14 protein-coding genes are annotated in these 13,364 nt (G+C 72.0%); 10 read left to right on the forward strand and 4 right to left on the reverse strand.

Features of this window, described 5'->3' with window-relative positions; translation table 11 throughout:
- The first annotated feature begins 154 nt into the window (after window positions 1-154).
- Window positions 155-673, forward strand: a complete 519-nt coding sequence (locus tag OG251_RS18980) for a hypothetical protein (RefSeq protein ID WP_326681315.1) — start codon at window positions 155-157, stop codon at window positions 671-673.
- A gap of 109 nt (window positions 674-782) precedes the next feature.
- The gene (locus OG251_RS18985; RefSeq protein WP_326678315.1) at window positions 783-1,631 is read left to right on the forward strand and encodes a GNAT family N-acetyltransferase; all 849 of its coding nucleotides are present in this window, start codon (window positions 783-785) and stop codon (window positions 1,629-1,631) included.
- Window positions 1,632-1,684: 53 nt separating this feature from the next.
- On the opposite strand, the gene OG251_RS18990 is transcribed toward OG251_RS18985, so the two are convergent.
- The 3 genes from OG251_RS18990 to OG251_RS19000 all read right to left on the reverse strand — a co-directional run bounded on the left by OG251_RS18990 (window position 1,685) and on the right by OG251_RS19000 (window position 4,823).
- Complete coding sequence (locus OG251_RS18990; RefSeq protein WP_326678316.1) at window positions 1,685-2,128, reverse strand: YunG family protein; 444 nt, start codon at window positions 2,126-2,128, stop codon at window positions 1,685-1,687.
- 37 nt (window positions 2,129-2,165) lie between these two features.
- Window positions 2,166-3,887, reverse strand: coding sequence for a SpoIIE family protein phosphatase (locus tag OG251_RS18995; RefSeq protein WP_326678317.1), 1,722 nt, complete (start codon window positions 3,885-3,887; stop codon window positions 2,166-2,168).
- A 90-nt stretch (window positions 3,888-3,977) separates the two neighbouring features.
- Complete coding sequence (locus OG251_RS19000) at window positions 3,978-4,823, reverse strand: alpha/beta hydrolase (RefSeq protein ID WP_326678318.1); 846 nt, start codon at window positions 4,821-4,823, stop codon at window positions 3,978-3,980.
- A 156-nt stretch (window positions 4,824-4,979) separates the two neighbouring features.
- On the opposite strand from OG251_RS19000, the gene OG251_RS19005 reads away from it, so the two are divergent.
- From OG251_RS19005 to OG251_RS19025, 5 genes are all read left to right on the forward strand, one after another.
- Window positions 4,980-5,465 (forward strand): peroxiredoxin, encoded by a 486-nt coding sequence (locus OG251_RS19005; RefSeq protein WP_326678319.1) that lies wholly within the window; start codon window positions 4,980-4,982, stop codon window positions 5,463-5,465.
- Window positions 5,466-5,569: 104 nt separating this feature from the next.
- Window positions 5,570-6,079 carry a hypothetical protein gene (locus tag OG251_RS19010; protein WP_326678320.1) on the forward strand — a complete coding sequence of 170 codons (510 nt, stop codon included), beginning with the start codon at window positions 5,570-5,572 and terminating at the stop codon, window positions 6,077-6,079.
- Window positions 6,080-6,297: 218 nt separating this feature from the next.
- Window positions 6,298-7,764, forward strand: a complete 1,467-nt coding sequence (locus OG251_RS19015) for a flotillin family protein (RefSeq protein ID WP_326678321.1) — start codon at window positions 6,298-6,300, stop codon at window positions 7,762-7,764.
- A 296-nt stretch (window positions 7,765-8,060) separates the two neighbouring features.
- Window positions 8,061-8,531, forward strand: coding sequence for a cation:proton antiporter regulatory subunit (locus tag OG251_RS19020; RefSeq protein ID WP_073727966.1), 471 nt, complete (start codon window positions 8,061-8,063; stop codon window positions 8,529-8,531).
- Between the two features lie 2 nt (window positions 8,532-8,533).
- Complete coding sequence (locus tag OG251_RS19025; RefSeq protein ID WP_326678322.1) at window positions 8,534-9,844, forward strand: cation:proton antiporter; 1,311 nt, start codon at window positions 8,534-8,536, stop codon at window positions 9,842-9,844.
- A gap of 111 nt (window positions 9,845-9,955) precedes the next feature.
- Here the strand turns inward: OG251_RS19025 and OG251_RS19030 are convergent, their stop codons facing one another.
- Window positions 9,956-10,519, reverse strand: a complete 564-nt coding sequence (locus OG251_RS19030; RefSeq protein ID WP_326678323.1) for a MarR family winged helix-turn-helix transcriptional regulator — start codon at window positions 10,517-10,519, stop codon at window positions 9,956-9,958.
- A 181-nt stretch (window positions 10,520-10,700) separates the two neighbouring features.
- On the opposite strand from OG251_RS19030, the gene OG251_RS19035 reads away from it, so the two are divergent.
- The 3 genes from OG251_RS19035 (at window position 10,701) to lysA (ending at window position 13,308) form a co-directional block, all read left to right on the forward strand.
- On the forward strand, window positions 10,701-11,156 hold the full coding sequence (locus tag OG251_RS19035; RefSeq protein ID WP_073727960.1) for a tellurite resistance TerB family protein: 456 nt from the start codon (window positions 10,701-10,703) through the stop codon (window positions 11,154-11,156).
- A gap of 337 nt (window positions 11,157-11,493) precedes the next feature.
- Entirely contained in the window at window positions 11,494-11,853 is a 360-nt protein-coding gene (locus tag OG251_RS19040) for an SAV_915 family protein (RefSeq protein WP_326678324.1), read from the forward strand.
- 12 nt (window positions 11,854-11,865) lie between these two features.
- The gene (lysA, locus tag OG251_RS19045) at window positions 11,866-13,308 is read left to right on the forward strand and encodes a diaminopimelate decarboxylase (protein WP_326678325.1); all 1,443 of its coding nucleotides are present in this window, start codon (window positions 11,866-11,868) and stop codon (window positions 13,306-13,308) included.
- Window positions 13,309-13,364: the final 56 nt, after the last annotated feature.

Consider the following 13,364-nt stretch of genomic DNA (forward strand, 5'->3'; position numbering starts at 1 on the left):
AGCACCGGCAACAGCGGCCGCACCTGAAGCACCGGCAGCACCCGAGGCACCTGGCGCACCCGAGGCACCGGCAGTGCCTGGAGCACCCGAAGCACCTCCGGCCGCCACCGCGCCCGTGGCCCGCGCCGTCACCGACGCGCTCCAGCCCCGCAACATGCTGCTGGCCGGGATGCTCGGCGTCGGGCTGGCCGCCGCGGGCGACTGGACCGGTCTCCTCTGGGGCTTCCTCGGCGCGCTGTGCGCCGGGCTCATCCCCGCGGGCTACATCGAGTGGGAGCGCAAGCGCGGTACCTGGGGCGACCGCCATGTCGTCGACCGCACCAAACGGGCCCCGATCTTCTTCGTCATCCTCGGTTCCATCGGCGTCGGCTCGGTGGTCATGGTCGTCGGGAACGCCCCCACGGGCATCCTCGTCGCGATGCTCGCCCTCTGGGCGATGACGATCGTCCTGCTGACGGTCAACACCGTCTGGAAGATCTCGGTGGACTCGGCGGTCGCCTCGGCGGTGGTCGCGCTGCTCGCCGTGGTGCACTCCCCGTGGTGGCTGCTGGCCGGCACGCTGACCGTGGCCGTGTGCTGGTCCCGGGTGGCGCTGCGGTACCACTCGGTCGCGCAGACCGTGGCCGGGGCGGCGCTGGGCGCGGCCACGACGGTGGCGTACGCCTTCGGCTGACGCGCGGGACACACCGGCCGGCCCCTTCGGCCGCCCACCCGCCGTACCCCTTCCGGCCAGGCTGTCGGCACGACCGCTGAACGGCTCCCGGACGGGGTACGACTGGTCCGTGCCGACTTTCGAGATCACCACCGCGAGCGCCGCCGACATGACGACCCTGGCCGGGTGGGCCCATGACGAGGGCTGGAACCCCGGACTCGCCGACACCCGGCCCTTCTTCGCCACCGATCCGTGCGGCTTCCTGATCGGACGCCTGGACGGCGAGCCCGTCTCCTCCGTCTCGGTCGTGCGCTACGGCGACGGCTTCGGCTTCCTGGGCTTCTATCTGACCCGCCCCCCGCTGCGGGGCCGGGGGTACGGGATCCAGATCTGGCGTGCCGGGATGGCCCGGCTCTCGGGGCGTACCGTCGGCCTCGACGGCGTACCCGCGCAGCAGGACAACTACCGCAGGTCCGGCTTCCGTTCGTGCTGGAGCAACGCCCGGTACGAAGGAAAGCCCGACACGGGCATCGCCGCGCCGCCGGGCATCACCCTGGTCGATGCCCGCACGCTCCCGTTCGGCCGGATCGCCGCGTACGACCGGCAGTTCTTCCCGGCCGCCCGGGACAGCTTCCTGGCGCCCTGGATCACGACCGCCGGGCACGCCGCGGTGGCCGCGGTCCGCGACGGCGAACTCCAGGGCCTCGGCGTCCTGCGCGCCTGCCGGGCCGCTTCCCGTATCGGTCCGCTGTACGCCGCCTCGCCGGAGGTCGCCGCCTCGCTCGTGAGCGCCCTCGCGGCCACCGCGCCGGACACCCCCGTCGCGATCGATGTCCCCGACATCAACCCGTCGGCGGTACGTCTCGCGGAACAGCTCGGTCTGACACCGTCGTTCGACACGGCGCGCATGTACACCGGGCCGGAGCCGGTCTTCGACCGGACGGGCCTGTACGGCATCACCAGCCTCGAACTGGGCTGACCCGCCGGACGGACCGGGCGGCACATCGGCCGGCGTCCCCGTGCTCCGACGTCCTACTCCCGCCGCAGGCGCTCCAGGACCCGGTCGCGCAACAGCTCGTACTCCTCACGGAGCCGGACGATCTCCTCGGGCCGCGCTGTCACCGTGCCGCCCGAGACGCGCTCGTGCGGCCCGAACTGCTCACGGGTGAGGTCGATCTCGACACCCGCTCCCAGCCGGTTCCACCAGTGGTAGTCCGTCCACTCACCGTCGGCGTGCACCTCGCCGCGGATCAGATCGCCGCCCAGCAGGTCGTTGATCACCAGTGCGGTGACCCCGCACTGATCACGGGCGGGGTTGTCCGCGCTCCACGACGGCCGGTGCTCCGGTGTGGTCGTGGAGGCGTCCCAACTGCCGCGCACGGCGGCCTCAATGTCACCGAGGAGCCAAGGAGCGGCACGGGAATCGGTACGGGTGTCGGTACGGGGCTGCGTGGACGGTGCGGTGCCGGTCTCCATGCCCCGTATCCTCGCACCGGGTACTGACAACGCCCTTTCAGCGGCCCGGCAGCGCACCCTCCCGGATGCGTGAGGCGAGCACCGCGATGTCGTCCTCCGCCCCGTCCCCGAACCGGTCGAGCACGGCGTCCAGCAGGTCTTCGAGCCGCCCGCCCACCGGCAGGGTCAGCTCGGCCAGCCGCCCCACGGACACATCGATGTCCTCGCCCCTGCGCTCCACCAGACCGTCGGTGTACATGAACAGCACCGTCCCCGGACCGCACCGCACCGACGCGGTCCGGTACCCGCCGAACCCGGTGCCGAGCGGCGGTCCCACCGGTACCCGGACCACCCGCCCGGCCTTGCCCGGATCGATGAACACCGGCGGCAGATGGCCCGCGCTGGCCACCTCGCAGTTCTCGCCGAACCGGTCGACGACCGCGAGCAGACAGGTCGCCGCCCGGTCCAGGCCGGACCGTTCGACCATGGTGTCGAGCCGCTCCAGAATGAGGTGCGGCGGCAGGTCGTCACCGGCCAGCAGGCGCAGCAGCGAGCGGTAGTGGCTCATGGCGACGGCCGCCTCCACGCCGTGGCCCATGACATCGCCCATCGCCTTCAGATGGCGCCCGTCGCGCAGCGGTACGACGTCGAACCAGTCGCCGCCCACCAGGACGCCGTGCTCGGCGGGCAGATAGCGGGTCGCGATCTCCACGTGCGGGTGCGGGCCCCAGGGTTCGGAGAGCAGGGAGCGCTGGAGTTCCAGGGCGACGCCGTGTTCGTGGGCGTAACGGCGGGCGTGGTCGAGGTCGACGGCGGCCCGGCCCGCGAGCTCGCGGGCGACGAACATGTCCTCATCGGTGAACGCGGGCGATTTCCCGGCCCGTACGAGGTTCAGGGCGCCCAGCGCACGACCGCGCGCCACGAGCGGCACGAAGGCCACCCCGCGCAGGCCGAAGGCACGGTAGGCGGCGCGGAATCCGGCCGTGAGCAGCGGTCCGTCGAACCCGTCCGCGCTCTCCGCGTCGTCGTCCCGGTTCTCCACCACCGCCTGGTTGGCCGCCAGGCACCGGGCGACGCCCGCGTCCTCCTGGTAGTCGATGTACTCGCCCGGGTGACCGAACTGCTGTACTGGTTCCGCGAGTTCGGGAACCGCGGACAAGGCGGCCCGGTGCAACCGCAGCACCCCCGGCGCCGCGCGCCGCACCTCGTGCCCGATGTCCGGCGGGAAGATCTCCACGGCGGCGATGTCGGCCAGCGCGGGCACGACGAAGTCAGCGAGTTCGCGGCAGGTGGTGTCCATGTCGAGCGTCGTACCGATGCGGACGGCCGCGGTGTCCAGGAGGGCCAGATGGCTCCGGGCCCGTTCCAGCTCCTGCTGCTGGCGCACATGGTCGGTGATGTCCAGGACGATCGCGACGAGCCCCTGGACCCGGCCGGCCGTCTCCAGGCGGTGGTAAGCGGAGTGCCAGTACCGCTGGTCCAGTGGCGATGCCACCCAGGTCCGCCCCCTGACCGTGGTCTCGCGCGGCTTGCCGTCGGCCAGTACCAGCAGCATCAGGTCCTTGTGCTCGTCGAGTTCCGGCAGGATCTCGGCGGGGGTCCGGCCGAGGTGGGCAGCGGCCGGGATGCCGTTGATCCGTTCGAGTGCCGGGTTGACGTAGAGGTAGTTCAGCCCGGTGTCGAAGACGGCCACCCCGACCGTAGTACCGCCGAGCAGTGCGGCCACCGGCGCGGGATCGAACGGCACCGGCGCTTCGTCGTCGTGCGGTTCGTCCTGCAAGAGGACCTCCTGCCGTCGTCGGCCACCGGTACTCCATCGTCGGCCGCCGCCCCCCGCCCCGCATCCGCAGCCCCGGCCGCACGCCGTAGGTCACCGCTGCGGCTCGGCGGGCGCCGGGCCCGCCCGGTCGGCGCGCAGCCGGTCGAGGTCCAGGGTGCCCTCGGTCGCCTCGGCGTGCAGCGGAAGGCCGAGGGCCGTCGTCACCGGGTCCGGCAGTGAGGTGAGACCCAGCAGTCCGGTGACCAGCGCCGCCGTCAGATGGTGCCAGACCGGGGCGCGACGGATCATCGCGTGATCGCCGCCCCGGACGGTGATCATGCACGTACGGGCACCCGCGCGACGGGCCCGCGCCGTGAGCGACTGGGTCGCCTGGGGGCTCGTGACACGGTCGCGGGTGCTGTGCAGCAGGACGACGTCGCGGCCCGCGAGCTGGGTGACCGGGTCGCCCGGCGGGCACCACGGAGCGAGACCGACCACCGCACGGACCGAGGGGTGATCCGCGGCGCGGAGTGCCGCACGGGCGCCCATCGAGTGGCCGAGGAGGACCACCGGGATGCCGCCCGTCTCCTCCGTCAGATCGTCGAGGGCGCGTACGGCGTCATGGAGCGGATCCTCACGGGCGCCGTTCCAGCCCCGGTGGGTGTAGCGGACACTCCGCACCAGGACCGGGCCGCGCCCGCCGCCCCCGCGCTCGTCGTGGGCCTCGTGGTGGTCACCGCCCTCGCGCTCGTCGTGGGCCTCGTGGTGGTCACCGGCCTCGTGGGAGTCGTGGGCCTCGTGGGTTCCTTCGCGGCGAGTGGCCCGCGCGACGGCCCGCGCGAACGGCCTCATGCGCAGGCCGGCCAGGTTCAGGAGTCCGGGCGGAGGCGGTTCCATCCCCGTCTCGTGACCGCCGTGAAGGATGAGCACCGCTGCCGACGGCGGTCGTTGCGCCACACGTACCTCCAGTTCCGGGCGCGGGCCGGCGCACCCGCTCACCCCATATTCGGTGCGGGGCGGACTACGGATGGGTCAAACGTGTCAATGAGCGAGAAGTGCCGTTCACTGTACGAGTCCCGTACCCATCCGTGTAGTGCCGACAAGGGAGCCGTCATGGCATCAGGACCACAACCGGGCAGTCCCGCACCCGACTTCACCCTTCCCGGGGGGATTCTGTCGGGCGAGGACTTCGAACGCGGCGACTACCGCCTCTCCGCCTCCCTGGGCCGGGCCGTGGTCCTGGCCTTCTACCCGGGCGACAACACCCCCGTGTGCACCAAGCAGCTCTGCTCGTACTCGTCGGGTCTGGAGACCTTCGACGGGCTCGACGCCGAGGTGTGGGGAATCAGTCCACAGGGTGTGGACAGCCATGAGTCGTTCGCCCGCACCCACGGACTGCGCATGCCGCTGCTGGCCGACGAGGGCCGGGAGACCGCCAGGACGTACGGAGTCGCGGCGCCCGGCATCGGAGTACGGCGCGCGGTCTTCCTCATCGGCCCCGACGGGATCCTGCGCTGGAAGCACGTCGCGCTGCTCGGGGCCACGTTCCAGTCGCTCGACACCCTCGCCGACCGCCTGTCCGGCATCAAAGCGGCGTAAAGACTGCCGGATCCCGGCAGTGTCCCGATGTGGTGGTGTATGGGATCATCCAGCCAGTTCGACGGAAAACAGTCGGGGGAATCGAAAGCCGGGGGAGTGATCACGTGACCTTGTTCCTGGGTCTCGGCATTGCGGGAATCGCTCTTCTCGCCCTCTCCCTGATCTTCGACGGAATCCTCGAAGGGCTCTTCGGCGGCGTACTGGGAGGCTTCTTCGACGGCTTCCTCTCGCTGCCGGTGATCGCGGGCTTCCTGTCGATGCTCGGCTTCGGCGGCGCGATCGTCCTCGGCACCACCGGCGCCGGAACGGTCGTGGCCACGGCCGCCGGAGCACTGGCCGGGATCGTCGCCGCCTGGCTGACCTGGAAGCTCAGCCGGACCCTGATGCGGGACCAGACCACGGCGACACCCCGCGGCGAGGATCTCGTCGGCACCTCGGGGTCCGTCGTGACCTCCATCCCGGCCGACGGGTACGGCGAGGTGCTGCTGCGGCTCGCGGGTCAGACCGTGAAGTACGCGGCGAAGAGCACGGCACCCGTCGAACGCGGTGCCGAGATCTGGGTGGAGGCGACGCTGTCCACCACCTCGGTCGCGGTACGCCCGGTCGAGCGCTGACCACGCCCGACCGGAACCGGCCGGTCACCCGGCCACCGCGGCCGGCCCGATGGCCGGTCCGGACCGCTGCGGCCCACCCGACCGCCGCGGCCCACCGGGACCGCCGGACCGACCGGACCTGCCCGGCCGCCCACTGTCCGCACCGTTGAGCACTGTTTCGCACTTGTTCCGAAAACGATCTGCCGTCCCCACTTCGGGAGGCAGGGGGGACACCTCTTATGAGTCCAGTTCTGATCTCCGTCATCGGCATCGTCGTACTTCTCGTACTCCTCGCCCTCGCCGTCGTCACGCGCTACAAGGTCGCCGGGCCCAGCGAGGCGTTCATCATCACCGGCCGCCGCGGCAAGAAGTCGACCGACCCGGTGACCGGCCGCACCAGCATCGACAACAGCGGTCAGAAGGTCGTCGTCGGCGGCGGCGTCTTCGTCGTGCCGTTCGTGCAGCAGAAGTTCACCCTGGACCTCTCCAGCCGCCACATCCCGATCGCCGTCCGCGGGGCCGTCACCCTGCGCGGCGTGAAGTCCAACCTCGAAGGCGTCGCGATCGTCAAGGTCGGCGGCAGCGAGGACGCGATCCGGGCCGCCGCCCAGCGTTTCCTCCAGCAGCAGGACGGCATCGTCGGCTTCACCCAGGAAGTGCTCTCGGGTGCGCTGCGCGCCATCGTCGGCCGGATGTCGGTCGAGGACATCATCCGCGACCGGGCCGCGTTCGCCGGGCAGGTCGCCGAGGAGGCCGAGGCCAGCCTCTCCGGCCAGGGCCTGATCCTGGACGCCTTCCAGATCCAGGACATCACCACCGAGGGCTCCTACCTGGAGGACCTCGGCCGCCCCGAGGCCGCCCGTGCCAAGCAGGAGGCCGACATCGCCGAGGCGATCGCGCGGCGTGCGTCGGAGCAGGCCCGGCTGAAGGCGGCCGAGGAGATCGCCATCGCCGAGCGGACCTTCTACCTGAAGCAGGCCGAAATCAAGGCCGAGACGGAGGCGGCGGCCGCCAAGGCCAACGCGGCCGGCCCGCTCGCCGAGGCCGCCCGTCAGCAGGAAGTCCTCCAGGAGCAGGAGAAGGTCGCCGAGCGCCAGGCCGCCCTGACCGACCGCGAACTCGACACCAAGGTCCGCAAGCCCGCCGACGCCGCCCGCTACCGGGCGGAGCAGGAGGCGGAGGCCCGCCGCATCGCCCAGGTCAAGGAGGCCGAGGCCGACGCGGAGCGCTCCCGCCTGACCGGTCAGGGCGAGAAGCTCCACCGCTCGGCCCTCGCCGACGCCGTGCGCATCGAGGGTGAGGCGGAGGCCGCCGCCATCGCCGCCAAGGGCTCCGCGGAGGCCGAGGCCATGCAGAAGAAGGCCGACGCCTTCGCCCAGTACGGCGACGCGGCCGTGCTCCAGATGCTGGTCGAGGTACTGCCCCAGGTCGTCGCCAAGGCGTCCGAGCCCCTGAGCGCCGTCGACAAGCTGACCGTGATCTCCACGGACGGCGCCGGCCAGCTGGCCCGGACGGTGACCGACAACGTGGCCCAGGGCATGGAGCTCCTCAACGCCACCACCGGTGTCGACTTCGCCGCCCTCCTCCAGAACCTGAAGGGCCGCACGCCCGGTTCCGCCGCGGCGAACGTGCCCGCCCAGGGCGAGGAGACGGCCGCGACCGCGCCGTCGAACACGGCCAACGGCAAGATCGAGATCACTGACTGAACCGATCCCCGTCCCCAGTACCCGTGCCCGGCAGTGGAGCATCACCGCCGGGCACGGGCGCGTCCCGGCCCCCGCCGGCCACTCCAGCGGCCTCGTCCGCGACCTTTTCCGCGCCCCCTCCGCGGCCTCCGGAAACTTTCTTCGTCCGGCCGAAGCGGCGCGGTCATGGCCATGAGGGGCCATGAGAGGGCGGGCCGTCTCGATCGGAGGCGGTGGAACCCTCCAGATAGGGTCATGAACAGATAAAGAGATCATCAAGTGCGCCGCGTACAGCCGCACGCCTCCGGGAGGAAGTCATGGGAACCCGTCACACGTCGCTGCCCGGAGTCGGAGCTCAGTACGACTTCACGACCGATTCGGGACAGCACATCTCCGTCGTCGTCCACCACGACGGACGGCGGTTCATCGGGTTCTACGAACAGGACGACCCCGATTCATGCCGGCTGTCGGTCCCCCTGACGACGTCGGAAGCCACCGCACTCGCCCACCTCATCGATCCCGCGCCCATCGACGCCGTACGGACCGAGGGGATCGACCTCGTCACCGAACACATTCCGCTCGGCTCCCGCTCCCCCTACGGCGGACGGCTGCTGGGCGACACCCGGGCGCGGACCCGGACCGGGGCGTCCATCGTCGCCGTGCTGCGGACGCACAGTGCGCACCCGTCGCCAGGACCGGACTTCCGCCTGGCCATCGGGGACACGCTCGTCGTCGTCGGTACGCGTGAGGGCGTCGACACGCTCTCCGAGATCATTGCGGAGGGCTGACCGTGCATGACACCACAGCACTGCTGGTGGAGCTGGGCTCCGTCATCCTCGGGCTGGGGATCATCGGCCGGTTCGCCGGCCGGATAGGTCTCTCGCCGATTCCGCTCTATCTGCTCGCCGGGCTGGCCTTCGGTGAGGGCGGCCTGCTGCCGCTCGGCGCCAGCGAGGAGTTCACCGCCGTCGGCGCCGAGATCGGCGTCATCCTGCTGCTGCTCCTGCTGGGACTCGAATACAGCGCCTCCGAACTCGTCACCAGCCTCAAGACGCAGTATCCGTCCGGGGCCGTCGACTTCTTCCTCAACGCGACACCCGGTGCCGTCGCCGCCCTGCTGCTCGGGTGGGGACCGGTCGGGGCCGTCGCGCTCGCCGGAGTCACCTGGATCTCCTCGTCCGGCGTGATCGCCAAGGTGATGACCGACCTGGGGCGGCTCGGCAACCGTGAGACCCCCGTCATCCTGGGCGTCCTCGTCATCGAGGACCTCTCGATGGCCGTCTACCTGCCGCTGCTCACCGCGATGCTGGCCGGGGTCGGCCTCGCCGGTGGCAGCATCGCCCTGCTGATCGCCCTCGGAACGGTCGGCTTCGTGCTGTACCTGGCGCTGCGTCACGGGCGGCTCATCAGCCGGGCGGTGTCCTCCGACAACCCGGAGATGCTGCTCCTCGTCGTCCTCGGTCTCACCGTTCTGGTGGCCGGTGTGGCCCAGCAGTTGCAGGTGTCGGCCGCCGTCGGCGCGTTCCTCGTCGGTATCGCGCTCTCGGGCGAGGTCGCCGAAGGCGCGCGCAAGCTGCTGATGCCGCTGCGCGACCTGTTCGCCGCGGTGTTCTTCGTGTTCTTCGGCCTCTCCACGAACCCCGCCGAGATCCCGCCGGTGCTGCTTCCGGCCGCTCTGCTGGCCGTCGTCACCGTCCTGACCAAGATCTTCACCGGTTGGTACGCGGCACGGCGGGCCGGGATCGGTTCGCGCGGGCGCTGGCGGGCGGGCGGCACGCTCGTGGCGCGCGGCGAGTTCTCCATCGTCATCGCGGGCCTGGCCGTGGCCACCGAGCCGCGGATAGGGCCGATCGCCACGGCGTACGTCCTGATTCTCGTCATCGTCGGACCGCTCACCGCCCGCTGGACCCAGCCCGTCGTGGCCAGGATCCAGGGCCTGCGCGGGCGTGGGGAAGGCAAGAGCGGCACGGCGGGCGAAGCCGGGACGGCCGGCGTCACGGTCGCACCCGGAGCCGGAACCGGCACCGGAGCCGAAGCCAAGGGCCGGATGCCCTCGCACGACGACCTCACGCCCGAACCCGTGGGCGACCCGCGCGACTAGGGACCGGGGCGTGCCGGGTGCCGGACGTCCCTGACCGGCCCCAGCGGTGCGGGGCCACGACCGGCCCCAGCGGTGCGGGGCCACGGCCGGACCGGCACAACAGGTACGTGTCTACGTCCAGCCCAGCGGGTACGCGTCCGTGCCGTCCGTCGGCACGGACGCCCCGCCGCTCGCCCCGCCGCCCGCCCCGCCGCCCGCCTCGGTGAACGCCGTCAGCGCCTCGACCAGGGCCGTGCGCTGCGTGGGGGCGAGCCGTTCGACGATCGCGCCGATCTCCCGACGGCGGCCCGCCGTCACGTCCTCGACCAGCCGGTACCCCGCCGGGGTCACGCTCAGCACCGTCTCGCGCCGGTCGGCCGGGTTGACCCGGCGCTCGGCGAGACCCGCGGTGATCAGCCGGTCCAGCATCCGCATCGCGGTGGACGGGTTCACGCCGAGCCGTTCGGCCAGCGCCACGAGCTTGGCGTCGCCATGGGTGGAGAGCACCACCAGCAGACGGAACTGGGGCAGCGTCACCCGCTCCTCCACCTCCGCGAGCGATCGCGCGGCGACGGCGACGAGCAACCGCGACGCGGTCAGCACCGCCCGGGTCACCGCTTCCACATCGCCGTCCGGCGTACGCGCGGCATCGGGAGTGCCGCGATCGCTCCCGCCCGCCTCTCGGTGATCGGCCATGCCTCTTTCTACCCCGCCGCCTTCGGGATGGCGATCGTCCCGTAACGCCCGATTCCCTGGGTGCCCGCTTCCGGGCACGGGGGGGCACCGCTCCCGCCTGCTTCTACACAACTGTAGAGTTTCCCTTGGTTCCGGCATGCACAGCAATGCACAGCCCCGCAACGCAACGTATGGAGATGTCATGGCCCTGTGGGATCGGATCAAGGAATCCGCGTCGACGATGCAGACGCAGCTCGAGGCGAAGAAGAACGACCTGAAGAGCGGGGCGTTCCGTGATGCCAGCATGGCCATGTGCGCCCTGGTCTCCGCCGCCGACGGTTCCATCGACCCGTCCGAGCGGCAGCGCGTCGCGTCGCTCATCGCGAGCAACGACGTCCTGCAGAACTTTCCCGCGGACGACCTGCAGCGCCGCTTCAACGACTACGTGAACAAGCTGACCGCCGACTTCGCCTTCGGCAAGGTCAGCGTGCTCCAGGAGATCGCCAAGGCGAAGAAGAAGCCCGCCGAGGCGCGTGCCGTGATCCAGATCGGCATCATCATCGGCGGCGCCGACGGCGACTTCGACAAGTCGGAGCAGGCCGTCGTGCGGGAGGCGTGCTTCGCGCTCGACCTCCCGCCGCACGAGTTCGACCTGTAGGCACACCTCCGTGCGGGCGGACGACCCCCGTACTGCCGGAAGACCGCGGACCGGCTGACCACCGGTCCGCGCCCGGCACGGCCGGGGGTGTGTCACCCCCCCTTCACACCCCCGGCCACCCTCCTCCCCCGCACGGCTCGCACGGCCCGCACCTCCGGGCACGGTTCGCGCCGCGCGCGCCCGCACCCCGCCCCCGTACGCGCGTCAGCATCGCGTCACTGGGGCGGGGTTTTGCGTCAAGTGCGCGTCAAGGCCGTATCCGTCCCCCTCCCGGCTGGGCATAGCTTCGGCAGAAGGGCCGTGACAGCAGCGGCCCGCAAACGCCAGGAGGAACACCATGTCGGACCCCGACCCTCTCGAACTCGTCCCGGCCGGACCTCTCTTCGTCCCCGTCCGGCCGGGCCTCCCCCGCTGTTCGCCCTCCTTCACGGCACGGTTCTTCCGTACCCCCCTCGGCGACCGCACGGCCGTCGCCTTCACCTCCGTATCGCAGCTCGTGGCCACCCTGGGCGCCGGACAGCCGTGGATCCTGCTCTCCGAACCGGCCCTGCGCGCGCTCGCGGCCCCGCTGGGGGTCAGCGCCCTCACCCTCGATCCGCAGCTCTCCGCGCCCCGGGCCGCGACCTGGCCGCCCTGCGTCGGCCCCCGGACACCGGTGACCGAACAGGCCGCCGCTCTCGTCCGCCACGGCTGCTGAGAGGCACGCGCCATGACCACCACGCCCGTTGTCCGCACCTCCGCCCCGGCCGATGCCGTCCCGGGCGCCCCTGCCACGTTCCTGCCCGGCGCCGCTGCCGGGGTCCTGCCCGGTGTCACCGCCGAGGTCCTGTCCGGCGCCGCTGCCGACGACTCCCTTTCCGGCCTCTGGCCCGCCTCCGCGCAACCCGGCCCCGAGGGGGACGTCGCCGTCGGCGGGGTGTCGCTCACCGAGGCCGCCGACCGGTTCGGTACGCCGCTCTACGTACTCGACGAGGGAGAGGTGCGCCGACGCTGTCGCACCTACCGCGCCGCGTTCCCCCCGGCCGAGGCCGATGTCGTCTACGCCGCCAAGGCGTTCCTCTGCCGGGCCGTCGTCCGCTGGGTCCGCGAGGAAGGGCTGGGGCTCGACGTCTGCTCCGCCGGTGAGCTGCTGCTCGCCGTCGGCGCGGGCTTCCCCGCCGAGCGGATCGTCCTGCACGGCAACGCGAAGAGCCCGGAGGATCTGCGGACCGCCGTACGGCTCGGCGTCGGACGGATCGTCGTCGACAGCACCTCGGAGATCGCCCGGCTCGCGGCCCTCGTGCCGCAGGGCAGCCGGCAGCCCATCATGGTGCGGGTGGTGCCGGGCATCTCGGCGGGCGGGCACGCGGCCGTCCGTACCGGCACCGACGACCAGAAGTTCGGGCTGTCCCTCACCGACGGTTCCGCGCAGCACGCCATCGACCGGGTACTCGGCCAGCCGCGCCTCGAACTCGTCGGTCTGCACTGCCACATCGGGTCGCAGATCACCGCCGTGAAGCCGTACGTCTCCGCCGTACGCCGCATGGTGGGGCTGCTCGCCCGCGTCCGCGAACAGCACGGCATCGCCCTGCCCCAGCTCGACATCGGCGGCGGCCACGGCATCGCCTACCGGCCGGGCGAACCGGTCCTCGACGTCCCCGCCCTCGCGGCCCGGGTCCGCGCCGAACTCCACGACGGCTGTACGCGGGCGGGACTTCCCGTACCGCGGCTGACCGTCGAACCGGGGCGGGCGCTGATCGGGCCCGCCGGGGTGGCCGTCTACCGCGTCCTCGCGGTCAAGCGGACCGGCGCGCGCACCTTCGTCGCCGTCGACGGCGGGATGAGCGACAACCCGCGGCCCGCGCTGTACGGGGTGCGGTACGCGCCCCGCCTCGTCGGCCGCGCCTCCACCGCCCCGGACCGGGTGGTGACCGTCGTGGGACGGCACTGCGAGGCGGGTGACGTACTGGCCGACGGTGTGGAACTGCCCGGTGACGTACGGCCAGGGGACCTGCTCGCGGTACCGGCCGCCGGGGCGTACCACCTGTCGATGGCGTCCGGTTACAACCTGATCGGCAGACCGCCCGTCGTCTCCGTCGACGACGGGACGGCACGGCTGCTGGTGCGCCGGGAGTCGCTGGACGACATGCAGCGACGCGACGTGGGGGCGTAGCCGACGGGCGGGCACGCCTGTCACGTGGGGGCGCAGCGTGTGGCGCTGTCACGTGA

This window comes from Streptomyces sp. NBC_01237 (assembly GCF_035917275.1).
GTDB lineage: Bacteria > Actinomycetota > Actinomycetes > Streptomycetales > Streptomycetaceae > Streptomyces.

Coding starts and splice junctions, on each gene's coding strand:
- OG251_RS18980 (WP_326681315.1), top strand. CDS start 155: ATGCTGCTGGCCGGGATGCTCGGCGTCGGGCTGGCCGCCGCGGGCGAC.
- OG251_RS18990 (WP_326678316.1), bottom strand. CDS start 2,128: ATGGAGACCGGCACCGCACCGTCCACGCAGCCCCGTACCGACACCCGT.
- OG251_RS19005 (WP_326678319.1), top strand. CDS start 4,980: ATGGCATCAGGACCACAACCGGGCAGTCCCGCACCCGACTTCACCCTT.
- OG251_RS19015 (WP_326678321.1), top strand. CDS start 6,298: ATGAGTCCAGTTCTGATCTCCGTCATCGGCATCGTCGTACTTCTCGTA.
- OG251_RS19020 (WP_073727966.1), top strand. CDS start 8,061: ATGGGAACCCGTCACACGTCGCTGCCCGGAGTCGGAGCTCAGTACGAC.
- OG251_RS19030 (WP_326678323.1), bottom strand. CDS start 10,519: ATGGCCGATCACCGAGAGGCGGGCGGGAGCGATCGCGGCACTCCCGAT.
- OG251_RS19035 (WP_073727960.1), top strand. CDS start 10,701: ATGGCCCTGTGGGATCGGATCAAGGAATCCGCGTCGACGATGCAGACG.
- OG251_RS19040 (WP_326678324.1), top strand. CDS start 11,494: ATGTCGGACCCCGACCCTCTCGAACTCGTCCCGGCCGGACCTCTCTTC.
- lysA (WP_326678325.1), top strand. CDS start 11,866: ATGACCACCACGCCCGTTGTCCGCACCTCCGCCCCGGCCGATGCCGTC.